The following is a 23,868-nucleotide window of genomic DNA, read 5'->3' as shown; positions in this document are numbered from 1 at the left end:
ATGGCAAAAATTGAGCTTCAGGAAGTGGGTCTTCGATACGAGAACAATGATGTGCTCTCAAATTTCTCTATTGAAGTGGAGGAGAATGAATTTCTGACTCTTCTGGGTCCGTCAGGATGTGGCAAGTCGACGACGCTCAACCTTATCTCTGGTCTGTTGGAACCGAGTTACGGCGAGATCCTGATCGACGGTCAAGTGGTCAACGGCGTTGCGCCGCGCCATCGCCAGGTGGCAATGGTGTTCCAGGACTATGCGCTGTATCCGCATATGAACGTTTTCGAGAACCTCTCATTTCCGCTGAAGGCGCAAAAGCTGGGCGATCAGATCATCAGATCGCGGGTTGAAGATGTTTGCCAAACGTTAGGAATGGCCGAACTTACGGATCGCTTTCCAAGCGATCTGAGCGGCGGGCAGAGACAGCGCGTGGCTTTGGGGCGGGCGCTCGTCAGAGACCCGCGAGCGTTTCTGATGGACGAGCCTCTTTCCAATCTGGATGCCAGGTTAAGGGTGGCCATGCGGGCTGAGCTGAAACGCCTTCACAACCAGGTTCGGACCACGATCGTCTATGTGACCCACGACCAGGCAGAGGCGATGACGTTGTCGGACCGTGTTGCCGTACTGTGGGACGGCAAGCTCCAGCAGATTGGCACGCCCCGTGAGGTCTATGAACGACCCGCCAACCAGTTTGTGGCTGGTTTTGTCGGAGGGTTGGGAATAAATCTCGTTCCGTGCACTGTCGAAAGCACGGGTGGGGATCACTTTCTATCCCAGGGAAGCTTCAGGATCCCGATATCCGACCGTCTTGCGAAGAAGATTGAAACACAGTCGGGTCGAGAGGTCGCTGTCGGGATTCGTCCGGAGCACATCGTCGTTGTTGAGCAGGAGGAAACTGGCACGCAGGGCGTGATTGAAGTTCTCGAATATCTGGGCCCGGAAACTCTCGTCCATCTGCGCGTTGGCACTGTGCCCCTGATTGCCAAGGCTCCTGCACATGCCAATTGGGATATCGATACGAAGGTGAACTTCCGTATCGATAAATCTCGAGCCTGTATCTTCAGCGGGAAGGATGAACGACTGATTGCCGTGGGGATTGAATAAATAGACAAAGGCTATGATCCATGACGCCGTCGTCCAACAAGATACGATGATGACCTATATTGTTATGGGTGTCTCCGGCTGTGGAAAGACCTCAGTTGGGAAGGTGTTGGCGTCACGGCTATCCTTGCCTTTTCTGGACGGTGACACGCTGCATTCTTTCGAAAACATCAAGAAAATGAGATCGGCGATTCCGCTGAACGATGCGGATCGGGAACCCTGGCTGAGAGCGATCGGCGAACGGATCTCGCGATCAACGGTGCCCATGGTGGTCGGATGCTCGGCCTTGAAGCGGCTGTATCGCGATTGGATTCGCGCGGAAGCGGAAAAGCGCGTCTGCTTCATCCACCTGAAGGGCGATCGCTCGGTTATCGCGCGGCGTATTTCCTCTCGCAGCGACCACTTTATGCCTTTATCTCTGCTCGATAGCCAGTTCGACGCCCTTGAGGTGCCTGAGAAAGACGAACTGAGCCTGGAGATTGACATAGGCCAGCCGTTTGATCTCCTGGTAGATGAGCTCGTGCAGAGAATTCATACGCAGGTTGCGTGCCGCACCGCTCCTTGAGCCATGCAGGCGTAGCGCTCCACTCGGCCGGGTCGGCTCCACCGAGCCACCATGCCAGTTTCCCGGCTTAGAGAACTCGGGCGGAAGGTACGGCGCCGTTTGGTAAGCGTGCCCGGAAGCGCGGCCCGAACTCGCGGCGAATTCGCCGGTCGAGACTCTCGGCTATCCCAAGCAAAAATGGAGCCCGGTATCGAGTCTCAGTCGGAACACAAAGATTCCAAGTACCTGAAAAGACGGCACATTTTAACCGGAAACAGCAAGGGATTGAAAAGCGTGGAAGGAGTGGCTGGGGACGCAGTCGACTGCGAACTAGTCTCTGTTTAGTTTCCCGGTTTTCACGGAAATAACCGGGAAAATCTGAAGGTTTTCACGCTTTTCAGGAGACGCAGAGAGGAAAATAGGCAAAAATCAGTCATTTAAGATGGATTTCCCGTGCCGGGGTAATCGGGAATTTTACAGGCAGAACCGGGAAGGAGAGCGCCACATAATCCCGGGGGGTAGCAAGAATGTCTGCACGTGGGCTTTGAAGCCCAGCATCGTGACCTTGGCTGTAATGTTCCAATGAGGTCGTTAGTTGCATTGAATTCTAAAGACTGGTTTTCGCGCTCTCAATCCACCGCAGCCGGTGCGCCGACACGAGCGAGAACGCCGCTGCGATCTCATCCATCGCGACATCAGACGCTAGAGTGCTGTGAGCAAACGGGCCATCGCATTGCTGGCCGTCATCGGCGCAAACGCTCGCGCCATCGGAGCTATGGCCCTAGCCATGTCGCCATCGGCGATCATTCGAGACTGGCCTATAGTGAGCGATACCCGTCCACTTCCTGGCAAGAGTCACGATGGTTTGGCAGGCGCGCCGTCACCATGCACCGCGTCATGAGCAATAGTGGCGTCGGATACATCTCCCATACCTTCCGCGGTGCGGCACTCGCGCTTGGCCGGTGTAACATCCGCACGCGGCCATAGACGCCCAACACAAATCGAAAGGCCGAATGCTTCATCAGAGCCCTGCGAGAGGAATGGGCTTATGAGCGAGCCGATAACACCTTAAATGAACGCAACCAATGGCTTCGCAAATGGCTCTGCATCAATAATTACGAAAGAGAAAATGGCGGCAAGGACTTCCAAGCGCCAATCAGCCGATTGGGGCTCTGGTCGCGACAACCTTATCGGAAACCACAGTTCACGTCTCACATTCCGGAAGCCCTATTTGGTTCAAAATAAGTACCATATCTTTGTGTAGTCTGATAGAAAGCTATCATCACTTAAGGTACAGGAAAGCCAATGTTCGATCGCGTGACGCCTATATTCAGAAGCCAAATTGTCGCCGAAAAAATTGTCTCCAAGATCCTCGATTCTGAAATGCAGGTCGGTGACAAGCTCGCCCCCGAGCGAGAAATGGCAAAATCGATGGACGTCAGCCGAAATACTCTCCGCGAAGCAATTGCGATGTTGCAAATGGCGGGGGTTTTAGAGGTACGCCGCAGCAGCGGGATCTATCTCGCAGCACTGCCGAACGTAGGCGATGTACGGCAGTGGCTCGACGAAGCTGGCTTCGGTCGGTTCTCTGATTCCCAGTCCGCGATTGATGCCCGTATCGCTCTAGAGCCTGGAGTTGCCATAATGGCGGCGCGATCCGCTACCGAGGATGATTGGGAAAAATTCGACGGCTTAGTCGAGGAAATGAAGATAGCTGCAGAGCAGGGTAGTGTTGAAGATTACCGCGACTCGGACAACAGATTACACAAAGCGCTAGCGTTTGCGACGCGCAACGATATTATAATCTCTCTAGTCATTCCAGTGATAGATACTGCGCGACAACCCCTTTGGAATGCAATCAAGCAAAATATCTACAATGCTGACGTGCTGCGCGAAAGCCTTTCTGAGCATCAGCAGATCATTGCGGCTATGCGCACACAAGATGAATATTTCATCTTCAGAGCCTTCACGCGTCATCTCGAAAACTCGAAAAACCGACTTGGTCTCGACATAGTTACGAGTTCCTAAGCGTCTGACCAATCATTGCGCAACGCAGCTAATGTTTCAATGGGGCGCTCCTTTCGCATGATAGTATCCGCCTTTCTGGGTTCAATAAATGACCCAATTGTTCTGGCAGGCGCATACGTTCTTTCCATTTGCGTGTGAATCTAGCGCAAAATTATGTTTTAAAACAAAAACATAAACGAATTTTCCTGTTAAGCGCAAAAATCGGGAAGGGTGGGTTGACGCCTTCAATTAATTGGTTCAATAACAATACCAAGTGATATCGGTCTCTTTATCGAATTAAAGCAGAAAAGAACAAACGGAATGAAAGTCAGCAAGGTCGAAGTTTTCCCCCTTTTCGTGCCGCTCTCGCAGTCAATCGAGGCCCCGGTCAGCATCCCGCATGCCGACAAAGTGCAGCACATTGTGTTTGGTGGTTATCGCGCAACTATTGTCCGGGTGACCACTGACGAAGGACTTGTTGGCTATGGGGAGTGCATGACGCGCTTTGCTCCGGCAGCGCTGAAAAAGATTATCGAAGAGATCGCGCCGGTCGTGATAGGTACCGATCCACTCCAGCCTGAGCATACGTGGGAAATCATGTATGCGACAATGATGAATCGGGGTCACAATCGCGGGTTCTTTATCGAAGCCATCAGCGGCATCGATGTTGCATTGTGGGATTTGCGCGCCAGGATTTACAACCAGCCATTGTATATGTTCCTCGGCGGACGGCAGCGGGATAAGATTCCGTCCTACGCGTCAAGCTTGAGAATGCGTGAAAAAAGCATCGTGCTCGACACTGCCCAGCAGTTCTTAGATGCCGGCTTCCGTTCGATAAAAATCAAGTTGGGAAAAAACCCAGAAGGTTACATCCAGGACATCAGGCTGGTCGAGGAAATCCGCAAAAAGGTTGGCGACGATGTCGTTCTGACCGTGGACGCCAATTGCGCCTATCACGAGGATTACAAGCTGGCGCTCCGCGTGGGTCGCGAGCTGGAAAGGCTCGGAATTTACTGGTTCGAAGAGCCGATCAGTCCCGACAATATGTATGGATACAAATATTTGACCGATCATCTCGATATGGCAATTGCTTGGGGTGAGAGCTCTTTCACGCGCTTCGACTTCGCCAACATGTTTTCCGAGCGTGCCGTCGATATCGTGCAACCCAATCCGTGCCGTGTCGGCGGTCTCACCGAGATCGCTAAGATCGCCCACATGTCGCAGGCCTTCCATGTGCCCTATGCACCGCATACGGGTAGCTGTTCAGCCTTGTGTTTGGCCGTTTCGCTCCACATCGCCACAGCACTTCCAAATCTCTTGACCTTTGAAGTCATGCGCTCGGACTGGTCGAAGCAGGATCGTAATCCGCTGCGTCACGACTTGCTGACTGAGCCTTACGATGCTTTCGAGAATGGCTTCCTCCACGCGCCCCGGGCGGACCGTCCCGGTATCGGCATCGATATTAACGAAGAGATTCTTGAACGCTACAGCGTCTGCTGAAGCTGTTTAAGAGAAGTAGTGAGAAGACAGCCCATGAAAATGTTTATTGACGGAGCCTGGCGCGAGGGCAAGAGCTCGATCGATATCTGCAGTCCTTATGATCGTTCGGTCATCGACAAGGCGCCCTTGGCGGATGCACAGGATGCGGAAGATGCAGTTGCAAGCGCCTATGCCGCCACCCAGGTCATGGAAGATATGCCCTATTACCGGCGGAGCGAAATCATCCACCGCGCCGGTGAGTTGTTACTGGAACGCAAGGAAAAGATCGCAGAACTCATCACGCGGGAAAACGGCAAGACGATAACGGAAGCTCGAGGCGAGGTCGGACGCGCTTCCATGACTCTCTTCGCTGCGGCCGACGCTGCGCGTGAAATATCGGGTGAGGTGCTCCCGCTGACGGCGCGTCAAGTGCCCAACATCGAGAACAAGTTCGGCTTCACCTTTCGGGTTCCGTGTGGAGTGGTGCTGGCGATCACGCCATTCAATGTTCCCGTAAACCTGGCGGCACACAAGATCGGTGCGGCTTTCGCTGCCGGCAATTCGGTCATCCTGAAACCCGCCTACGACACGCCCCTGTCGACTGCCCATCTGGTCAAGGCCTTTCTGGATGCTGGTCTTCCCGAAACGGCAATTCAGCTGATCACTGGCTCCGGATCTAAAATTGGATCGCAACTTTGTCCGGATCCGCGCATCCGCAAAATCACCTTCACCGGCAGTTTTGAGGTGGGGGACACCATCTGCAGAACGGCGGGTCTGAAGAAGGTTACGATGGAGCTGGGTGGCAATTGTCCCGTGGTGGTAATGGCGGATGCCAACGTCGACCACGTGGTGAATTCGCTTGTCCAAGGGGGCTACGGGATGGCCGGACAATCCTGCGTCGCCACCCAACGCGCCTTCGTGCACAAGGACATTTATGAAGAAGTTGTAAACGGCTTGGCCACAAGGATCGCCGAATTCGAGCAGGGCGATCCTCTTAACGAAAGTACCACGATGGGCCCTCTCATACGTGAAAAGGACGCGGTGCGAGTCTCAGAAACCATACTCGGTGCCGCTGAAGAGGGTGCTCGCGTTCTCGGTCCGGATGCGGGCAGACGTAACGGCAACTTTGTTCGCCCGGCCGTCGTCGCAGATGTGAAGCCGTCAATGCGAATTTACCGCGAGGAGCTTTTCGGGCCGGCGATCGGATTTATTCCCTTCACCGATGTGGAGGAAGCAATTGCAGGTGCCAACGACACCAATTACGGGCTGGCAGCCGGCCTTTTCACCGAAAATCTGGACAATGCGATGTATGTCGCCCGAAAGATAAAATCCGGGATCATGCATATCAATTCTGCCAGCCGATGGCGCGTTGACCACATGCCCAATGGAGGGCTGAAGGACAGTGGGATGGGCAAGGAAGGTCCGCGCTATGCGATCGAGGAATTGACGGAGTCACGGACCGTCATCATGCACCTGAAAAACCAAGCGCCGTATTGAGGATAGATGATGTTTGCCTTCAGAACGTCGATAAACGTCAAATGTGGCCGCGGCATTGTCGATGAACTCGGCGACGAAGTCCGTGAGCTTGGCTACGGCAGGGTACTCTTTGTCACCGATCCTGGATTGGCAAAGACCGGAATCAGCGCAAGAGGAACCGACTCTCTAAAGCGTGCCGGCGTCGAGTACGAGGTTTTTGACAGCATTGAACCGAACCCGCGCGATTCCTCGATGGAGGCGGTCTGGGATTCGGTTAAGGACGAATGCATCGAGGCGGTCATCGGGTTGGGTGGTGGCAGTGCCATGGATGGAGCGAAGGCAATAGCCGTACTCGCCCGCAATGGTGGAAAGCTCAACGCCTATGACGGGCCTGGCAAAATCAAGAACGGAGCTTTGCCGATTGTCGCGATCCCGACGACGGCCGGAACCGGAAGCGAAGTCACGTCCAATGCGGCGATTACCGATGCCGCACGCCATTACAAGATGTCTTTGCGTTCGCCTGCCATAATCCCGTCATTGGCAATCTTGGATCCAAGCCTGCTTGCGAGTCTCCCGGTAAAGATCGCGGCAGAAAGCAGCATGGATGCGATCATTCATGGGCTAGAATCCTACACATCGAACCGTGCAAACAGCCTATCGGAAGGCCTTTCGATCCAGTCGCTGGAGTATCTCTGCCCCAACATACGACCGTTCGTCGCTAATCGCGCAGATCCCATCGCCGCAGAAAAAATGCTCATCGGCAGCATGTTCGCCGGAACCGTCATCGGCAATACCGGTACCGGCAATGTGCACGCGCTCGCGAGAGCGCTCGGGGGAATTTACGATCTGCCGCACGGACTGGCTTGTTCGATGATGTTTCCCTACGTCGTCCGGTTCAATTTCATCGCTCATCCCGCGAAATATAGAAATTTTGGGAGAATTCTGGGGCTTCCGGTGGATCGCTGCAGCGATTCCACCGTCTGCGACCTGGTGGTTGGGGAACTGTTTCGAATGTGCGCCGACCTCGGAATCCCCACGACGTTTTCCGAAGTTGGGCTCGATGGAATCGACGTTGCGGCGGTCAGCGAAGTGGCGATTGCCAACAGCGGCCCCAATCCGCGTACAACAACGCGGGCCGATCTCGAATCCCTGCTCCTAGAGGCGAAGTAGATCAATGGCATCGGGCTTTCATTGCGATCTATCAGGCAAGAGCGCGATCGTCTCCGGCGCGTCCGGCGTTATCGGCGGTCAAATTGCCGAGAAGCTGATTGAGAGCGGTGCCAACGTGGCGATGACCTACAATACCAATCGCGCACCCGTCGAGGACCGGATCCGCCGCATGCAGAATGCAACTGGCATGTTGGCAGCTCATAAGGTGGATTACACCAAATTGCCCGAGATAGAAGCGCATGCCGATAGGGTCGTAGATGAGTTTGGCGCTATCGACATCGTAGTGAACTGCGCCGGTGGACATCTGCCGAACTCGATCAGTGATGGGGACCTCACCTTCTTCGATCTCGATCCTGAGGTCATGCGAGCCAATGTCAGTTTCAATCTGATGTCGGGGTGCATGTGGCCTTGCTACTACTATTGCAAGAAAATGCTGGACAACCCCGAGGGCGGGTCGATTGTCAATATCAGTTCCATGAATGCCTATCGCCCGTTACGGGGGCGTGCTTCCTACGCGGCGGCAAAATCAGGTGTTGCCAATTTCACTCAATGGTTGGCCTGCCACTTGGCCAACGATTTCAACCCCATGATCCGAGTGAATTGCATCGCTCCCGGGTTCTTTCCAGGACCGCACAATCGCGGAACCATGACGAACGTGGACGGGAGCTTGGCGTGGCGTGGGCAGGAAATTGTGGCAATGACGCCGATGAGAAGGTTGGGCGCCCCCGAGGATTTGATGGGGGCGATGCTCTTCTACGTCTCGGACATGTCACGTTATGTCACGGGGACCACCATTCCGATAGACGGGGGTTTCACGGCAAATGCAGGTTTATAGCGCCAGTACAACGCGATCTCGGTCGGAGATCTCCATGACGGCCTATTGCATGCAGGAGTGCGGCAAAGGCGAGCTGGTCGAGTTGCCGCTGCCGCAGCCGGGGGCTGGGGAGGTGCGGATTCGCACCGCTTTTTGCGGCATCTGTGGTTCCGACTTGCATGCCTATGGCGGTCATCACGCCCGCCGTGCCCTTCCGTTGATTCCGGGCCATGAGACCTGCGGTACGATTGACGCACGCGGAGACGGAGTCACGGCACCCGAATTGGGTACGCCAGTGGTCGTCCTGCCCGAGCGCGGATGCGGCGAATGTGAGGCCTGTCACTCGGGCTGGCCGAACCTTTGCGCCTCGAAGACCTTGCTGGGAACTTCAAAATGGCCAGGCGGTTTCGCCGGTTATTTTTGCGCCCCCGTCGATAGCTTGTTCGAACTGCCTGCTGGCGTGCCGATAAGGCTGGGCGCGCTGGTGGAGCCGCTGGCTGTCGCGGTTCATGCCGTACGGCAGGCAGGCTTTTGCAAGGGCCAGAGCATGGCTCTTATTGGAGCAGGCGGAATAGGAAGCTTGGTACTCGCTGTTTGCCGGCTCAAAGGCGCAAGCCGGGCTATAGTTTGCGATCTGAAGGAATTTAACCTGACGGAAGCACGCCGGCACGGCGCGGATATTGTGCTGAACACGCGCAAGGTAGAAGCACCGGAGCAATTCGAAGCAGCTGGAATCACAATGGTGGACACGGTTTTCATAGCTGCGTCCGACCATGATCTGATCAATCAGAGCTTCCGCATCACACGGCCCCGAGGCGTGATTCTCCTGCTCGGCCAATTCAACAGACCCGGTGTGGTCGATATCGACAAAAGCAGGCTCAAGGAGCACCGGATCATCGGTAGCTTTACATATACATCTGATGATTTTGCTGAGGCGATCACACTAATTGCTGCCCATCCGGAAGTGTTTCTACCGATCATCAGCACGGAAATTTCACTTGGCCAAGTCGATCGTACGGTCAGAGCGATGATCGCCGGAACCGTAGACGCCGTTAAAATCGTCGCAAAGATCCACGAGCAAACTTAGGAGCCAGAAATTTACTTCAGATACGCGCAATCACCGGCACAAATTTCCAAGCGGTGAAATGGGAGGAGAACTAATGAACAACTTTCTTTTGAGTGCAGTTGGTGCCGTGGTGGCTGTGACCGCAGCGACCACAACGCCTGCAGTTAGCGCAGATTTCCCCGAGTCCGCCATAACGATCCAGTTGCCATTCGGCCCGGGCGGGGGGACCGATATGCTCACCCGCGCCTTCGACATGTTCTCGGAGGAGGTATTCGGAGACAATTTCATCATCACCTATAAGCCCGGTGCCGGCGGTGCTGTTGGCACGACTGCATTGGCGCGTGCTGGTAACGACGGTTACACCATCGGGATGGGAAGCCTGCCGCACATGTTTCTTCAGCCGGCAGCCGGCGCCGGTCAGTATTCATTGGATGATTTCGACTTCATTGCTCTCGTTGCTTCCGAGCCACAGCTGATGGTGACGCCGGAAGGCAGTGAATTTGCGACCTACGAGGAACTGAAGGCAGCAGCCAAATCGGACCCAGGCGCGCTTACGCTCGGGATTCCGTCGCCGCTAAGTGAGACATGGCTGGCGTATAACGTCATCAATGATGTGGAAGATCTAGGTTTCACCGTGGTCACTTATCAGGGCGGAGCGGCACTGAATGCCGCCTTGCTCGGAAAGCAGATCGACGCTGCTGTGACCAATATCGGCCCCGTTTATGGTTCGATTGATAAACTGAACGTGCTGGGCGTGACTGCACAAGAGCGTGTTTCGTTCCTTCCAAATGTGCCGACCTTCAAGGAACTGGGTGTAGATGCCGTCACCTCCGTGGAACGCGTGTTCATGGCGCCGGAAGGCGTGCCCGAGGAGCGTTTGCAGATCTTGCGCGATGGTTTCAAAAAAATCTGGCACAAGGAGGGGTTCCAGGACCGCGCGGCGGAAATGCGCTTCGGCATGAAGTGGATGGATGGGACAGAAGTTCGCCCATACCTTGAGGAACGCAAGCAGCACGCTCTCGAAATTTATGAGAAAACCGGCAGCTGAGCTTACCGGGGGTGCCTCTTAATCTCGAGGGGCGCCCCGATTTCTGTGAATGTGCTGAAGGATATTCACGATGATTGACGGGTTCTTTGCACTTGTATGGAGCGGTCTCCTCAATGCCGTGACTCCGTATAATCTCCTCGTCTGCTTCATCGGTGTTGCCGTCGGAATTGCCGTGGGTGCGCTGCCTGGCATCTCATCGACAACAGCGTGCGCATTGCTTGTGCCGTTCACCTTCGCGATGGAGCCGGCCACCGGTCTCATTCTGCTGGGGTCAATCTGGACAGCTGCGATCTATGGCGGCTCGAATGCCGCGTGCCTGCTCAATATACCCGGCACACCTTCGTCCATCGCCACGGCGTTCGAAGGCTATCCGATGACCCAGAAGGGTGAGGCAGAGCGAGCCATGTGTATCGCCCTTTTTGCCTCAGTGTTCGGCGGAGTGGTTGGTGTCTTGATCTTGCTGGTCGCTTTCGCGCCGCTTGCCGAGCTTTCCGTGCGCATCGGTTCCCCCGAGTATTTTTGGCTATGTATCTTCGGTCTAAGTACGATCGCTTCGCTGTCCTACGGCAACAGCATGAAAGGTCTGCTCAGCGGCGGTATTGGTCTCATGATCGGGACCGTCGGGTTGGACCCGGTCATTGGTACGCCACGGTTCACATTCGGCGTCGATGCCCTGGTCGAGGGTATCCAGCTTGTTCCTGCCCTTATCGGAATATTCGCATTTTCCCAGGTACTCCAACTGACCGAGCAACGAAGTGCGCTCATCGGCGAGTACAAAGCGATACCCCACCTTTTGCGAAGCGTGTTGGGGGAGCTTGCGCAGAAACGCAAGATGAACCTGATGCGCTCGTCTCTTATTGGCACCTTCATCGGCATGCTGCCGGGCGCCGGCGGACCGGTTGCTTCACTCATATCCTATAATGAAGCCAAGCGTTGGGACCAGGATCCGCAGCGCTTTGGCACCGGAATTACCGAAGGTATTGTTGCTTCCGAGTCGGCGAACAACGCAGTGATTGGCGCCTCTTTGATTCCGATGCTCGGGCTGGGTATCCCCGGATGCCCAACGGCTGCCATTGTCATGGGCGGCCTCTTGGTTCACGGGATCATTCCTGGTCCTGCCTTGCTGACCGAGTCAGCTGATGTCGCTTATACTTTCATCACTTCTCTACTGATCGCTAATATTCTTCTCATCTTCATCGGCTTCTTCATGCTACGCCTGTCGGCCAATTTGCTCCGCATGCCAATGCGCTGGATCATTCCGATGGTGGTCGTCATAGCGGTCATGGGGACCTACTCGCTGCACAGCAGCATGGTTGATGTATATGTAATGATCGGCTGCGGCGTCGGGGCGTTCCTGTTGAGCCGCGTGGGAATCAGTACGGGTCCGATGGCGCTCGGATTGGTGCTCGGTCCAATCATCGAGAATTCACTCAATGTCAGCCTGCAACTCGCACAAGCAAGAGGAGATTATTTCGAAATCTTCTTCATGCGACCGGTGTCCTTGCTATTCATTACTCTGACAGTCGTTTCGCTCGTTCTACCGATCGTGCAGGAAAAGTATCGCCTGCGTAAATTCGCGGAGGCTTCATGATGTCTTCGTCACGACTTCACAAAGACGCAGCACTCGGCGGCTTCGGTGTGCTGATTGGAGCGGGGCTGGCCTTGGAGGCCAACCGACTGGGCTACCCATCTAAAGTCTTTCCGTTGCTTGTCAGCATCACGATATTGCTCCTCAGCGCCCTGATCGGATTGCGCGCGATTCTCCAATCGCGACGGTTCGAGCGTCCGCAAGAACGCTTTCTCCCGACATTCAGAACATTTTATGTCGCTTTTGTAGCAATAATTTATGTTCTTCTCGTTGAAGTAATAGGCTTCTACCCGAGTAGCTTTCTTTGCGTCATTATTATAAGTATATTGACGGATAAAAAGAACATATCGCGAAACGTTCTTTTGAAAACGGCGTGCGCGGCGGTTGTATTCTTGGCTGCGATTTATTTAATATTCTCGTATGGTTTTGGTTCAACTATATCTGATGGGATGTTGTTTTAGATAAAAATAAACTAGATTATAAAAACTGTTGTCATCTTGAAGAAATATGGAGGATGAAGGAATGAACGTTGTTATCAGAAGAATGGCCGTGTCCTGCGTTATAGTGGCTGGAATGAGCTTCGCTAACATGGCAAACGCACGCCCGCTGACAATCGCCCATACCGGGACAGAGGGAAACTCCGTTTACACGTTTTTCGAAGTGTTCACGAAAGAAATGGAAGAGCGAACGAACGGGTCTCTCACCGGCAAAGTGCACCCCAGCGGTGAACTTGGAGGCGATGACCAGTTGCTGCAACAGATCGGGATCGGGACAATCGATGTTACCAGTGCAGCCACGGCGAATATGGGCTCCATGACGGATGCGTTCCTTTGGACGGACCTTCCGTATGTGTTTTCTTCAAGGGAGCATGCCGATGAAGTCTTCGCTGATAATGATATAGCGGAGGCACTCGAGCCGAAAGTCGAAGGTTCCGTTGGTACCAAGGTTCTTGCCTATATTCAGGTTGGCGGCTTTCGTATGCTGCAGAATACAAAGCGGGAGCTCAAGACTCCGGCCGATGCGGCGGGTCTCAAGTTTCGCGCGACCGCCTCGCCAATCGACATTGCCACCATCAAGGCTTGGGGCGGATTGCCGACGCCCGTGGCTTGGGCCGAGACGTTCACCGCCGTACAGCAGGGTGTCGTGGACGGGCTGAACCTCCAACCCAGCTGGACGTTCCTCACCGGATTTGGTCAGACCATCAAGTTCGCCACTCGCAACAAAGCCGTCATGGCTTTTCACGTAGCGCAAATGAACCTTGATCTGTGGAACTCCCTGTCTCCAGAGGAGCAGGAAGCGGTGATGAGCGCAGCCGAGGTGGCGCAGAGGGCTGCAAACGAATTTGACGCTCAGTCGGAAGAGGAGTTCATCACGAAGCTGAAAGAGCAGGGGGTGTCCATCTATGAGCCCACGGAGGGGGAACTGACTGCCTGGAGGGATGCTGCGCTGCCGGTCTGGGGCGAACTTGACGGAAAAGTGGATCCTGAACTCTTGGAGAGCGTCAAATCAGTCTCTGGCGCTGTCGAGTAAAAAACCGACGAGGGGAGTCGGCCTGAAACGTACAGGGCGACTCCTTTTCATCCGCAAACCGGCGTCCGGGGCGCATCCAGCCAGCGCCGCAAGAACCAGGGACGGATCGATGTCGTTTTCAGTACGATGCAGCGTGGCATCTGTGAACAAAGCTACCGCAATTCTCAGCGTCGTCATGCTGTCCGTTCTCGTCGCTGTTTCAGCTTTGCAGGTTTTCTTCCGCTACGTTCTTCTGGAGCCGCTGATATGGTCCGAGGAAGTTGCGCGCTACCTGTTGGTCTGGCTTTCATTTGCAGCTGGTGGATTGGTTCTGAGCACGGAGGGACATCCCCGCATCGAGGCAATTTCCGAGACGCTCCCGCCTCGGATTCGCGCGGTAAACGAATGCATTCTTCAGTTTCTTGTCGCGGCTTTTCTGGTGGTCTTCATTTGGGTGTCTACCGGGTTGGCCGGCCGGTACATCGGATTTATTTCTCTCGGCAGCGGCATCTCGCAATCAATCCCGCGGTTCGCGCTGCCGGTAGGCGGTTTTCTGATGCTGGTTAATCTCTTCCCCAAGCTGATGATGTCACTCTCGCGGCTGCGTCATTTGGATAGAGATTCGGTATGACGCTCTTTCTTCTCGGATTTTTCATCCTGCTGATATTGGGGATGCCGATCGTTTTCGCTCTCGCAGTACCGGTCATGCTGTATCTGCTCTTTACCGGTCATCCACCGCTCACAGCGCTTGCCCAGCAGATGTACACGGCCGCAGACAGCTTTCCGCTGCTTGCCATTCCGTTTTTTCTACTCGCCGGCGAGTTGATGACGAGGGCGAATCTGACAAATGCGATTGTCAATTTCAGTCAGGCGAGCATTGGATGGATTCGCGGCGGCCTTGCACATGCGAACGTGCTGGCCAGCATGCTGTTCGCGGGCATCAGCGGATCGGCGATCGCGGATTCGGTGGCCATCGGCAAGGTGATGATCCCGGCGATGGAAAAAGCCGGATTCGACCGTCGCGATGCGGCTGCAATAACTGCCGCTTCTTCGGTTATCGGGCCGATTATCCCGCCGTCAATCCCGATGATCGTTCTTGGCTCAACCGTCGGCATTTCGATCAGCGGCCTTTTTGCCGGCGGCCTTGTGCCCGGGGTCATGATTGGCGCCGGCTTGATGCTCGCCAGCTTCTGGGCAAATCGGAACAACTCTGCGGTCGCTTCCACTCGGTTCAGCATCCGGGTCATGATCATAACTTTTATCCATGCGATCATTCCCCTGACATTGCCGGTGATTCTGATAGGCGGAATTTTGGGAGGCGTTTTCACGCCGACTGAAGCGGGTGCGGTTGCGGTTGTTTACGCGCTTGTCATCGGTCTTTTTGTCTATCGTTCGCTGTCTGCTTCACAATTGTGGGAAGCAATGCTGGAGACAGTCAAAGGCACCTGTATGATCATGTTGATCGTTGCTGCAGCGAATCCATTTTCTTGGATCCTGTCAGTCAATCAGATGCCGCAAACGGTCGCCGCTTTTTTGGTCGGCATCAGCGATAATCCGATCGTGGTGCTGTTAATGATCAATCTCATGCTGCTGATCGCCGGCATGTTTTTGGAGACCACCGCGAACATTCTCATCCTCGGACCTATTCTGATACCCGCGGGAGCGGCTGTCGGCTTGGATCCCATACAACTCGGCGTGGTTATGGTGATCAACCTCGTCATCGGGCTGATAACGCCGCCAGTCGGGCTCTGCCTATTTTCCACAGCGGCTGTTGCTGAAATCCATTTCGGCCAATTAATCAGACGCATCTGGCCCTATTTGATCGTGGAACTGGTGGTCCTGATTCTGATTAGCGTGTTCCCTGTCTTCACTCTACTTGTCCCTTCTTGGCTTGGATTTATTTGAGTATGACCTTGACTATTCATCCCTTGGACCTCGGGACGTTGACTGTCGACCGCAGCGGTCTCACGCTAAGAACGGGACTCGGCAACAAGCTGCAGATTTCCTGTCTGGCTTGGTTGATACTGGGCGGCGCCGAACCCGTCCTCGTCGACACTGGACCCAAACCCGATGTCGATTGGGGTACTCGCTACCACAATCCCTTCGCTTGCGCGGATAGACAATCCCTCGAGCGCCAACTCGCGAGACATGGAATCTCGCCGAGTGAAATCAGGACAGTTGTACTCACGCACCTGCATTGGGACCATTGCTACGGAAACCACCTACTGCCCCGCGCGCGCTTTGTCGTGCAACGCTCCGAGTTCGAGTATGCAAAAGATCCGCTCCATTGCGACCGACCCATCTACGAATGCGATATCAACCCGCCGCCATACATGGTCGGCGTAGAAAGTTTTGAACTCGTCGATGGGGATTTCGATGTCTGCAGAGGAGTAAGAACGGTGCTGATGCCAGGTCATACGCCAGGCTTGCAGGGAGTCTTGGTGCAAACAGGGGATCGACGTATCTTGCTTGGATCGGATCATTTTCCGCTATTTGAGAACATTGAGCAAAATATACCAACCGGTATCGTTCACAGTTTGCCGGACTGGTATGCGGCGAGCGCGCGGAGCAGAGAATTTTGTGACCTGATTTTGCCAGGCCACGATTGGACAGTTCTTAACAGTGAGAGCTATCAATGAGCGGCGCCCCTGTGTTGGTAACCGGCGCATCCGGATTTATTGGACGACAGGTCGTCAAGAAGCTCGAAAAAGCTGGCCAGCCGCTTCGCTTGCTGGACGTCCAATTCGAACGCGAACATCCTCGTCACGACATCTACGAAGGTTCGATTGCAGATCCGAAACTTGTTCAGAGAGCGGTCGATGGTGTCGGTGGGATCATCCATCTTGCCCATTTGATCGACATCGATGGCGAGCGGCCGTTCGAGAGTGTTTCCGTCAATATCGTCGGCACCGCCAATGTTTTCCAATCCGCAATGGAAACCGGTTGTCGACGAGTGGTGTGGGGCAGTTCGGTCATGACTTACGCTCCTGATAGGAGTGGCGGTCCTGTGTCGGAGGAACATCAACAGGCGCCAGAGACCTTCTACGGCGCGGGAAAGCTTTATCTCGAGAAGATGGCACGGTCCTACCGTTCACTCGGACTTGAGACGGTTGGCTTGCGCTTGACGACAGTTTTCGGTCCGGAACGAGATCGAGGCGGCGCCGCCTCGTTCGTTGTCGATCTTTTCAGGAAACCGGTCGCTGGCGAGCCGGTCAGTGTTGCCGAAGGCGATCGGAGAGTGGATATGGTCTATGGGCCGGACGCTGCCGCTGCGTGTGTTCTCGCGTTACAGTCTCCGCGGAAGCTCAACGCCTTTTATAACGTTGGTGGTTTTAGCACCCGTGTGCGAGATCTTGCAAACGAAGTTAGAAGAATTTTGCCAGATGCATGTATTGGTGTTGCAGATGGAGGTATAAACCCTTGGCCGGAATCCGTCGATTGTTCGAGGTCTCGTAAAGATTTCGGGTACATTGCACAATATGATCTGAAAACATCGGTTTCTCACTATCTAAGCTGCCTAACCCGAAAGTGAATCTGCTGGCCAAAGGAGCATAGTAGAGGGACGACCGCAAATCCGCCGCAGCCGATCAATCGACTGCGTACGACGGCTGACCACACCTTCCTTCCGTTCGCCGCGCATGTCGGTGTTTGCCGCGCCGCGAAGGGCAACGGTAAGGTGCGCGGAAGCGGAAGTTCCCTGCGCATTCTACGAGCGATCGCTTCAAATCCGGTTGTGTCTGACCGGCGACCGTGCACATCTTGCATAAGGAGTCGGAGAGAGCCTCGATAGTGGAGACATTTTACTACCTGATAGGGCAGGATACGCCTCGTATCGCTTGGTGGCAGATGAGTATCCGCGCTGGAATCATCTTCGCCTACGCCATCCTGCTCTACAGGATGGCGCCGCGGAGATCATTTCTGAACCTGTCGGCCCAAGATATCGTCTTGACTGTTATCTTAGGATCAAGCCTGAGCCGCGCCCTCACTGGAAACGCCCCACTGCTTCCCACCCTCGCAGCCACTGGCCTGCTGGTAATTCTGTATGTTGGTGTGACCACCTTAGCACCGCATTCGAAGATCTTATCTCGCCTCGTGAAAGGACGCCGCATAACGCTCGTTTGCAACGGAGAGGTCGACTTTCAGGCGTTTCGGAAGGCTCATTTCGGGGAGAACGACATCACAGAAATATTGCGACTGAATGGCTTACGGGATCTGTCTGAATAGCCCCGAGTTTTCTACACGCCTTCGGTTCTCATTTCCTGCTGCCTTTCGAACTCGACGGGCGACAGCATCCCGTTCCTGACGTGCTTGCGTTTCGGATTATAGAACATCTCGATGTAGTCGAACACGTCCTGCCTTGCCTCGGCGCGCGTCTTGTAGGTCCGACGCCGTATTCGCTCGCGCTTGAGCAGGTTGAAGAAGCTCTCGGCGACAGCATTGTTGTGGCAGTTCCCGCGCCGGCTCATCGAGTGCTGCAGATTGTGAGCCCTGAGGAATGATGTCCAGTCCATACTGGTAAACTGGGAACCCTGGTCCGAATGGATCAGCACCTTGTTCCTTGGCTTTCTGCGCCATACGGCCATGAGCAGCGCCTGCAGGACCATGTCTGTCGTCTGACGGCTCTGCATCGACCAGCCGACGACGCGGCGGGAATAGAGATCGATGATGACAGCCAGATAGGCGAAGCCTTCCAGCGTCCTGATGTAGGTGATGTCGGTAACCCAGACCCGGTCCGGCGCATCCACATCGAACTGCCGGTCCAATGTGTTGTCGACGACCAATGACGGCTTGCCGCCATGGCCGCCCGGCCGGCGCTTGTAGCCGACCTGGGCCTTGATGCCTGCCAAACTGGCGAGACGCGCAACGCGGTTCGGGCAAATCGTCTCGCCCTGATCCAGCAGATCATCGTGGAGCTTGCGATACCCATACACCCTGCCGCTTTCCTTCCAGGCCTTCCGGAGGAGCTCGGTCTGGCGAGCGTCTTCCTTCGCCCGTTTGCTCAGCGGGTTCTTCAGCCAGGCATAGAAGCCACTCGGTTGGATGCGCAGGCAGCGACACATCGCCCGCACTGAGAACAGCGGACGATGCTCGACAACGAACGCGTATCTCACTTTGCATCCTTGGCGAAATACGCGGTGGCTTTTTTTAGGATGTCGCGCTCCTCGGTGACCCTGGTCAGTTCGCGCTTCAGCCGTCTGATCTCGGCATCCTTGTCGTCGCCGCCCGATGGCTGTGAAAAATTCTTCTTCCACGCGTAGAGCGAGTACGGACTGACGCCTAGCCGCTTCGAAACCTCCGCAACCGGATAGCCCCGCTCAGTGATCTGCGCTACCGCGTCCCGCTTGAAATCATCGCTGAAATTGACTTTGCCCATCATGGCCTCCTTGCCTGAAAATTAGCGAAGAAGGCGTCTACGAATCTAGGGGCTATTCACCGGCAGGGTGGGCACACGCCGTGCGTGATGCCGGTTACGAAACACTCTCCATCGGAAAGCTGCATTACCGGTCCCCGGAGGTTGATACGGGTTTCAGTCGGACTCTTCTGCCGATGCATGTCGTCGATGGTCGTGGCGATGTCCTCGGATCGGTGCGCAACCCGCTGCCCAAACGGGCGAAAGGTCGCTCCCTGGCCAAGGGCGTTGGTACGGGCGAAACGTCTACGACTCGTTACGACCGGGCCATCGCCGATGCGGCCTGTGGCGAGATACTGGGGCGCGCGAAACAGGGTGAGGCGGCCAGGCCATGGTTGATGTTCGTCTCGTTCGTGGCGCCGCATTTCCCACTCACCGCGCCGGAAGAGTTTGCCGCCCTTTATCCCTATGAGACCATGCCACTTCCCTTTTCTGCCACGGCCAGCGAACGCGGTCATCCGTGGTTCGCGCAAATGCGCCAAAGTCTCAATTGGGACGACGGTTTCGACGGGACCAAACGTCGGCAGGCCGTCGCAGCCTATTACGCGCTCACGAGCTTCATGGACGCAAATGTGGGCCGGGTGCTGGACTCGCTGGATCAATCCGGATTGGCCTCGAACACCCGCGTGATTTACCTGTCCGACCATGGCGAAGCACTCGGCAAGCGGGATCTCTGGGGAAAGTCCACGCTCTATGAGGAATCGGCCGCCGTACCGCTGATCATTGCGGGGCCGGATGTGCCGGCACAAGAGATTTCCGCGCGGGTCGGACTGGCCGATATCGACCGGACCGTACGCGAGGCTTTCGGACTTCCGAGAGCCGGGCCGGAAGGAACCGATCTTCTGGCCATGGCTCAGGGGAGAGCCGAACCGCCGGAAGACGTGCTCTCGCAGTTCCACGGCGGTGGCGCCGCAAGCGGGGCCTATATGATCCGGTACGGCGATTGGAAATATATTGCATATGCCGGTGGATACCCTTCGCAATTGTTTCATTTGCCTACCGATCCACAGGAGCGCAGCGACAGGAGCAATGACCCTGCCGCCGCCAAGGCATGTGCAGAGGGCGAACGACGCCTGCGCCGATATTTGGATCCGGAGCAGATCGACAAAATGGCGAAGGCTGATCAGGCCAATCTGGTTGACCGCCACGGCGGGCGCGAAGCAGTCATCTCCAAAGGTGGATTCGGCGCGACTCCGCCGCCTGGCGACAGCGCGCGTTATGGCAAAGGAAAGTGAATTTTGCCGCCGCTTGGCGTGCTCTGCCCCCGGAAATCCCCATCATCCGGCGGTCCAAGCTGGGGGAGCGTAGCAACAGGCGACGAAACCTACCCAAAATTGGAGGAAGAAACGGGTGTCAGGTCATACTGGACCAATCGGTCTTTCTGGAAATCCGATCCTTCGATCAGAGCCAGCGCCGGGTTGTGGGCGAAAACCGATAGAAACCGCGGCCTTCCATATCATCTATCACCCGCAATCCATTTCCGTGAACAGACGCTGAGTTTGCCGATTGGATCGCTGATGTGCGCGGCTATGATGAGGAAATGCGTTTTTCCTGATCCGCCAGCATCGACCGGGACGATGTGACGATCCACTGGCTGAGACTTGCGATCAAGGGCGATGATCTAGTTTCCGGCGCGAGAGCGCGAGAAGAGTTTTACCGCCTTTGCAGCCCATGAGCTGAAGACGCCGCTTGCGGGACTGAAGACGCAGGCTCAGGTGGCGCTTGCCAGCCAAAACGGAGAGGTTCGAGAGAATGCACTGCGCCAGATGGTCGCTGGCGTGGACCGAACATCGAGACTCGTCCGTCAATTGCTCGACCTGGCAGCGGTCGAAGGGGCGGAAAGAGCCCCGCATTCGGCGGCGGCGCTCTCGGACATTCTAGGGCGAATTTTGGCGGATATGCCCGCAGCCGACGAGCGCGTAGTCGTTGAAACTGATGACAAGGCAGTCGCGCGCTTCGATCTTGTATTGCTTACCTTGGCACTGCGCAACCTCATCGAGAACGCTCTTTTCCACTCAGAGGGAAAGGTTGTGGTTCGGGTGAGAGAAGCCGGCGAACATTTGGAAATCGTGGTCGAGGATGACGGCCCTGGGATAGCCGCCGATGATCTTCCACGCGTGTCCGAACGATTCTTTCGCGGCCGCACACATTCGCAGACCGGAAGCGGCCTGGGTCTCGCGATCGCGCAGGAAGCTGTCGCGAGAATGGCAGGCACCCTTGCGCTAAGGAACTGCGATCCGCACGGACTCGCCGCCACCATCTCCCTGCAGGCGCAGAGGGCTAGTTGATACCTTGGCGTGTCTGCTCGTTGTGAGGCTATCTTACCGCCCCCGCCCACCGACTGCTGACAATTGCTGATCCCAATCCCGCGGGGTATGGGCTTCATAGGAACGGCCGTTCGTCGATATGCTTGACGTTGAGATTGACCTCAAACTGACTGCGCTCTGCTTCGCCGCCACGAGGCGCAGGAACGCGATTTGCGCCTAGCTGCACCCCTGGAAGGCTCGGAGGCATCTACCGTGCATTCTCGAACTGCTGTGGCGTTTCTTCAGGTTGTTTTAGCCGAACCCGGGCGAGCCTATTGCCAGGCGCCGCGCACGGCGAAGATGCCGGCGAGCCCGGTGACGGTGCCGAGCCCGGCGAAGGAACCGACCAGCAGCGTCACCGCGGTCTAGCTTTGCAGCGCCACCGCCATGGCCACGCCCATCAGCGCCACCATGAACGGGTCGCCCAGCGTCTTGCGCAGGCGCTGGCGCAGCACGTTGCCATAGGCCCACTCGACCCCAGTGCGCACCATGCGCGTGGCCCACAGCAAAAGCGCGACCGAGCCGGCCATGTGCAGGAAGAATACTGAACCGTTCATGCGTGATCGTGCCCTTGATGGGTTGGCGGCGTCAACCCGTCTCGATCGTGCGCTACTTGATGCCGGCGCGCATGAAGCTCTGCACGAACTGCCGCTGGAACAGCAGGAAGCCGATGAGCAGCGGGCCCGACGTGATCAGGGTGGCAGCGTTGATGATCGACCACTGAACCCCGCTGTCGGTCGTCGCGAAGATTGACAGGCCGACGGTCAGCGGCCGGGTTTCGGCAGAAGACGTGATGATGAGCGGCCAGATGAAGTTGTTCCAGTGGTGCGATACCGAGACCAGCCCGAAGGCCAGCATGGTCGGCTTGGCCAGGGGGACATAGACGCGCCACATCAGCCCCAGCAGGCTGCAGCCCTCGATTCGCGCGGCCTCGTCGAGTTCCTTCGGAATGGTCTTGAAGGTCTGCCGCAGGAGGAAGATGGCAAAACCGGAGGCAAAGTAGGGAAGTCCGATGGCAAGAATGGTGTCGACCAGCCCCAAGGCGCTCATGGTGGCATAGTTACGCACGATGAGGATGTCCGGCATCACAAGCAATTGCAGCAGGACGAGCGTGAACAGGAAGTTCTTGCCCGGGAATTCCAGACGGGCGAAGGCGAAACCGGCCAGGGTGCACAGCACCAGCTGCGCCACGAGGATCATCGTGACCAGCAGGATCGTGTTGAGGAAGTAGCGAGCGAAGGGCGCCGCATTCCACGCCTGGACGAAGTTGTCCAGCGTCAACGGGGCCAGCAGGTCGAAGCGGGTCTCGTAGGCGGACGGGTGAACGGCCGTCCACACGGCGTAGAGCAGGGGCAGCAGCCAGACCAGTGCCAGCGCCCAGGCACCAACCACGAAAAGGATGCGATCCGTCTCCAGCCGGGAGGACAGGGACACGGACGAAGATCGGTCCTGGGCAAGGGCGGTGGTTGTCATCTGTAGTGTACCCGACGGTCGAGCAGGAAGAACTGGCCGATGCCGACAACGCAGAGAATGGCCACCATGACCACCGTCAGCGTTGCCGCGTAGGCGGTGTCCCAGAACCGGAAGCCCTGGTCGTAGATATAGTAGAGCAGCAGAATGGAGGCGTTGTTCGGCCCGCCTTGCGTCATGATGAAGACATGATCGACCATGCGGAACGCATTGATGGTGGCGTTGACCGATACGAACAGCGTCGTCGGCATGATCAGCGGCCAGGTAATTCGCCAGAAGATAGTCCACCGCGAAGCGCCCTCGAGGGCCGCGGCTTCTCGCAGACTCTCCGGGATCGTCTGCAACGCGGCGAGAAAGAAGATCATGAAGAAGCCCGCCTGGTTCCAGATGGTCACCGCGGTGATGGCGTAGAGCGCGGTCGTCGGCTGCCCGACCCAGTTGATCGGTCCGAAGCCGAAGAGTCCGCGGATCTGGTCAAACAGGCCAAACCCGGGGAGGTAAAAGAACAGCCAGATGTTGGCCACCGCGATCAGCGGCAGTACGGTCGGCGTGAAATAGGCCATGCGCAGCGTGCCGCGGCCGCGGATCTTGCCGGACACGAACAGCGCCATGGAGAGCGCGAGGGCGATGGAGGCCGGAATGGTGATCAGAGCGTAGATGGCATTGTTGACCATCGCCTTGATGAAGATCGGATCGGCGAGCATCCGTTGGTAGTTGTCCAGACCGACAAAGACAGCGGGACGACGTCCGCGCGGGGTCGACCAGAAGCTGTCGAACACGGTCTGCACGGCCGGCAGATGGGTGAACGCGAACAGCAGCAGCAGCGCGGGCGCCAGCAGCAACCAGGCGTGTATCCACTCGCGTTTGATCATGCTTCGCAACCTTT

21 protein-coding genes and 2 pseudogenes are annotated in these 23,868 nt (G+C 56.2%); 19 read left to right on the top strand and 4 right to left on the bottom strand.

The window, feature by feature from the left end:
- The 16 genes from KY465_RS07920 (at window position 1) to KY465_RS07845 (ending at window position 17,328) form a co-directional block, all read left to right on the top strand.
- Window positions 1-1,098, top strand: a complete 1,098-nt coding sequence (locus tag KY465_RS07920) for an ABC transporter ATP-binding protein (RefSeq protein ID WP_219201132.1) — start codon at window positions 1-3, stop codon at window positions 1,096-1,098.
- A gap of 49 nt (window positions 1,099-1,147) precedes the next feature.
- Window positions 1,148-1,660 (top strand): gluconokinase, encoded by a 513-nt coding sequence (locus KY465_RS07915; RefSeq protein ID WP_346432614.1) that lies wholly within the window; start codon window positions 1,148-1,150, stop codon window positions 1,658-1,660.
- Between the two features lie 1,284 nt (window positions 1,661-2,944).
- Window positions 2,945-3,667, top strand: a complete 723-nt coding sequence (locus KY465_RS07910; protein ID WP_219201131.1) for a FadR/GntR family transcriptional regulator — start codon at window positions 2,945-2,947, stop codon at window positions 3,665-3,667.
- 300 nt (window positions 3,668-3,967) lie between these two features.
- A complete protein-coding gene (locus KY465_RS07905) occupies window positions 3,968-5,146 on the top strand; it encodes a mandelate racemase/muconate lactonizing enzyme family protein (RefSeq protein WP_219201130.1) in 1,179 nt (392 codons plus the stop codon).
- Between the two features lie 33 nt (window positions 5,147-5,179).
- The gene (locus KY465_RS07900) at window positions 5,180-6,622 is read left to right on the top strand and encodes an aldehyde dehydrogenase family protein (RefSeq protein ID WP_219201129.1); all 1,443 of its coding nucleotides are present in this window, start codon (window positions 5,180-5,182) and stop codon (window positions 6,620-6,622) included.
- A 9-nt stretch (window positions 6,623-6,631) separates the two neighbouring features.
- Complete coding sequence (locus KY465_RS07895; protein WP_219201128.1) at window positions 6,632-7,771, top strand: iron-containing alcohol dehydrogenase; 1,140 nt, start codon at window positions 6,632-6,634, stop codon at window positions 7,769-7,771.
- A 4-nt stretch (window positions 7,772-7,775) separates the two neighbouring features.
- Window positions 7,776-8,606, top strand: coding sequence for an SDR family oxidoreductase (locus KY465_RS07890; protein ID WP_219201127.1), 831 nt, complete (start codon window positions 7,776-7,778; stop codon window positions 8,604-8,606).
- A gap of 34 nt (window positions 8,607-8,640) precedes the next feature.
- Window positions 8,641-9,672, top strand: coding sequence for a zinc-dependent alcohol dehydrogenase (locus KY465_RS07885; RefSeq protein ID WP_219201126.1), 1,032 nt, complete (start codon window positions 8,641-8,643; stop codon window positions 9,670-9,672).
- 73 nt (window positions 9,673-9,745) lie between these two features.
- The gene (locus KY465_RS07880; RefSeq protein WP_219201125.1) at window positions 9,746-10,699 is read left to right on the top strand and encodes a tripartite tricarboxylate transporter substrate binding protein; all 954 of its coding nucleotides are present in this window, start codon (window positions 9,746-9,748) and stop codon (window positions 10,697-10,699) included.
- Between the two features lie 70 nt (window positions 10,700-10,769).
- Window positions 10,770-12,290, top strand: coding sequence for a tripartite tricarboxylate transporter permease (locus tag KY465_RS07875; protein WP_219201124.1), 1,521 nt, complete (start codon window positions 10,770-10,772; stop codon window positions 12,288-12,290).
- Window positions 12,287-12,748 (top strand): tripartite tricarboxylate transporter TctB family protein, encoded by a 462-nt coding sequence (locus KY465_RS07870; protein WP_219201123.1) that lies wholly within the window; start codon window positions 12,287-12,289, stop codon window positions 12,746-12,748. The genes KY465_RS07875 and KY465_RS07870 overlap by 4 nt, the downstream gene beginning before the upstream one ends.
- A 61-nt stretch (window positions 12,749-12,809) precedes the next feature.
- Window positions 12,810-13,817, top strand: a complete 1,008-nt coding sequence (locus KY465_RS07865) for a TRAP transporter substrate-binding protein (RefSeq protein ID WP_219201122.1) — start codon at window positions 12,810-12,812, stop codon at window positions 13,815-13,817.
- Window positions 13,818-13,926: 109 nt separating this feature from the next.
- The gene (locus KY465_RS07860) at window positions 13,927-14,427 is read left to right on the top strand and encodes a TRAP transporter small permease (RefSeq protein WP_219201121.1); all 501 of its coding nucleotides are present in this window, start codon (window positions 13,927-13,929) and stop codon (window positions 14,425-14,427) included.
- Window positions 14,424-15,701 (top strand): TRAP transporter large permease, encoded by a 1,278-nt coding sequence (locus KY465_RS07855; RefSeq protein ID WP_219201120.1) that lies wholly within the window; start codon window positions 14,424-14,426, stop codon window positions 15,699-15,701. Before KY465_RS07860 ends, KY465_RS07855 begins: the two co-directional genes overlap by 4 nt.
- A gap of 2 nt (window positions 15,702-15,703) precedes the next feature.
- Window positions 15,704-16,435, top strand: a complete 732-nt coding sequence (locus tag KY465_RS07850; protein ID WP_219201119.1) for an N-acyl homoserine lactonase family protein — start codon at window positions 15,704-15,706, stop codon at window positions 16,433-16,435.
- Window positions 16,432-17,328, top strand: a complete 897-nt coding sequence (locus KY465_RS07845; RefSeq protein WP_219201118.1) for an NAD-dependent epimerase/dehydratase family protein — start codon at window positions 16,432-16,434, stop codon at window positions 17,326-17,328. The genes KY465_RS07850 and KY465_RS07845 overlap by 4 nt, the downstream gene beginning before the upstream one ends.
- A 703-nt stretch (window positions 17,329-18,031) precedes the next feature.
- Here KY465_RS07845 and KY465_RS07840 read toward each other — a convergent pair.
- Window positions 18,032-19,170 (bottom strand): IS3 family transposase gene (locus KY465_RS07840; RefSeq protein ID WP_219201117.1). Its coding sequence is split into 2 segments (ribosomal slippage): window positions 18,032-18,933 and window positions 18,933-19,170, totalling 1,140 coding nucleotides; the frame shifts between segments, so codons are not numbered across the junction.
- A gap of 14 nt (window positions 19,171-19,184) precedes the next feature.
- On the opposite strand from KY465_RS07840, the gene KY465_RS07835 reads away from it, so the two are divergent.
- The 3 genes and pseudogenes from KY465_RS07835 (at window position 19,185) to KY465_RS07830 (ending at window position 21,494) form a co-directional block, all read left to right on the top strand.
- The gene (locus KY465_RS07835) at window positions 19,185-20,441 is read left to right on the top strand and encodes a sulfatase-like hydrolase/transferase (protein WP_255561593.1); all 1,257 of its coding nucleotides are present in this window, start codon (window positions 19,185-19,187) and stop codon (window positions 20,439-20,441) included.
- 426 nt (window positions 20,442-20,867) lie between these two features.
- Window positions 20,868-21,026: pseudogene (locus tag KY465_RS18640) on the top strand (histidine kinase dimerization/phospho-acceptor domain-containing protein); the annotation flags it as partial.
- Between the two features lie 78 nt (window positions 21,027-21,104).
- On the top strand, window positions 21,105-21,494 hold the full coding sequence (locus KY465_RS07830) for an ATP-binding protein (protein WP_255561592.1): 390 nt from the start codon (window positions 21,105-21,107) through the stop codon (window positions 21,492-21,494).
- A gap of 305 nt (window positions 21,495-21,799) precedes the next feature.
- Here KY465_RS07830 and KY465_RS07825 read toward each other — a convergent pair.
- The 3 genes and pseudogenes from KY465_RS07825 to KY465_RS07815 form a co-directional block, all read right to left on the bottom strand.
- A pseudogene (locus KY465_RS07825) lies at window positions 21,800-22,069 on the bottom strand (Na/Pi cotransporter family protein); the annotation flags it as partial.
- 52 nt (window positions 22,070-22,121) lie between these two features.
- Window positions 22,122-22,985, bottom strand: a complete 864-nt coding sequence (locus KY465_RS07820; protein WP_219201114.1) for a carbohydrate ABC transporter permease — start codon at window positions 22,983-22,985, stop codon at window positions 22,122-22,124.
- On the bottom strand, window positions 22,982-23,854 hold the full coding sequence (locus KY465_RS07815) for a carbohydrate ABC transporter permease (protein WP_219201113.1): 873 nt from the start codon (window positions 23,852-23,854) through the stop codon (window positions 22,982-22,984). The genes KY465_RS07820 and KY465_RS07815 overlap by 4 nt, the downstream gene beginning before the upstream one ends.
- Window positions 23,855-23,868: the final 14 nt, after the last annotated feature.

This window comes from Neohoeflea coraliihabitans, assembly GCF_019334345.1.
GTDB classification, from domain to species: domain Bacteria; phylum Pseudomonadota; class Alphaproteobacteria; order Rhizobiales; family Rhizobiaceae; genus Pseudohoeflea; species Pseudohoeflea coraliihabitans.
The sequence above is the reverse complement of the archived record's forward strand: the minus strand, read 5'-3'. Positions and strand labels throughout refer to the sequence as shown.

Coding starts and splice junctions, on each gene's coding strand:
- KY465_RS07920 (WP_219201132.1), top strand. CDS start 1: ATGGCAAAAATTGAGCTTCAGGAAGTGGGTCTTCGATACGAGAACAAT.
- KY465_RS07830 (WP_255561592.1), top strand. CDS start 21,105: ATGCCCGCAGCCGACGAGCGCGTAGTCGTTGAAACTGATGACAAGGCA.
- KY465_RS07885 (WP_219201126.1), top strand. CDS start 8,641: ATGACGGCCTATTGCATGCAGGAGTGCGGCAAAGGCGAGCTGGTCGAG.
- KY465_RS07845 (WP_219201118.1), top strand. CDS start 16,432: ATGAGCGGCGCCCCTGTGTTGGTAACCGGCGCATCCGGATTTATTGGA.
- KY465_RS07875 (WP_219201124.1), top strand. CDS start 10,770: ATGATTGACGGGTTCTTTGCACTTGTATGGAGCGGTCTCCTCAATGCC.
- KY465_RS07910 (WP_219201131.1), top strand. CDS start 2,945: ATGTTCGATCGCGTGACGCCTATATTCAGAAGCCAAATTGTCGCCGAA.
- KY465_RS07915 (WP_346432614.1), top strand. CDS start 1,148: ATGACCTATATTGTTATGGGTGTCTCCGGCTGTGGAAAGACCTCAGTT.
- KY465_RS07820 (WP_219201114.1), bottom strand. CDS start 22,985: ATGACAACCACCGCCCTTGCCCAGGACCGATCTTCGTCCGTGTCCCTG.
- KY465_RS07880 (WP_219201125.1), top strand. CDS start 9,746: ATGAACAACTTTCTTTTGAGTGCAGTTGGTGCCGTGGTGGCTGTGACC.
- KY465_RS07860 (WP_219201121.1), top strand. CDS start 13,927: ATGTCGTTTTCAGTACGATGCAGCGTGGCATCTGTGAACAAAGCTACC.
- KY465_RS07905 (WP_219201130.1), top strand. CDS start 3,968: ATGAAAGTCAGCAAGGTCGAAGTTTTCCCCCTTTTCGTGCCGCTCTCG.
- KY465_RS07870 (WP_219201123.1), top strand. CDS start 12,287: ATGATGTCTTCGTCACGACTTCACAAAGACGCAGCACTCGGCGGCTTC.
- KY465_RS07855 (WP_219201120.1), top strand. CDS start 14,424: ATGACGCTCTTTCTTCTCGGATTTTTCATCCTGCTGATATTGGGGATG.
- KY465_RS07900 (WP_219201129.1), top strand. CDS start 5,180: ATGAAAATGTTTATTGACGGAGCCTGGCGCGAGGGCAAGAGCTCGATC.
- KY465_RS07815 (WP_219201113.1), bottom strand. CDS start 23,854: ATGATCAAACGCGAGTGGATACACGCCTGGTTGCTGCTGGCGCCCGCG.
- KY465_RS07890 (WP_219201127.1), top strand. CDS start 7,776: ATGGCATCGGGCTTTCATTGCGATCTATCAGGCAAGAGCGCGATCGTC.
- KY465_RS07895 (WP_219201128.1), top strand. CDS start 6,632: ATGTTTGCCTTCAGAACGTCGATAAACGTCAAATGTGGCCGCGGCATT.
- KY465_RS07850 (WP_219201119.1), top strand. CDS start 15,704: ATGACCTTGACTATTCATCCCTTGGACCTCGGGACGTTGACTGTCGAC.
- KY465_RS07865 (WP_219201122.1), top strand. CDS start 12,810: ATGAACGTTGTTATCAGAAGAATGGCCGTGTCCTGCGTTATAGTGGCT.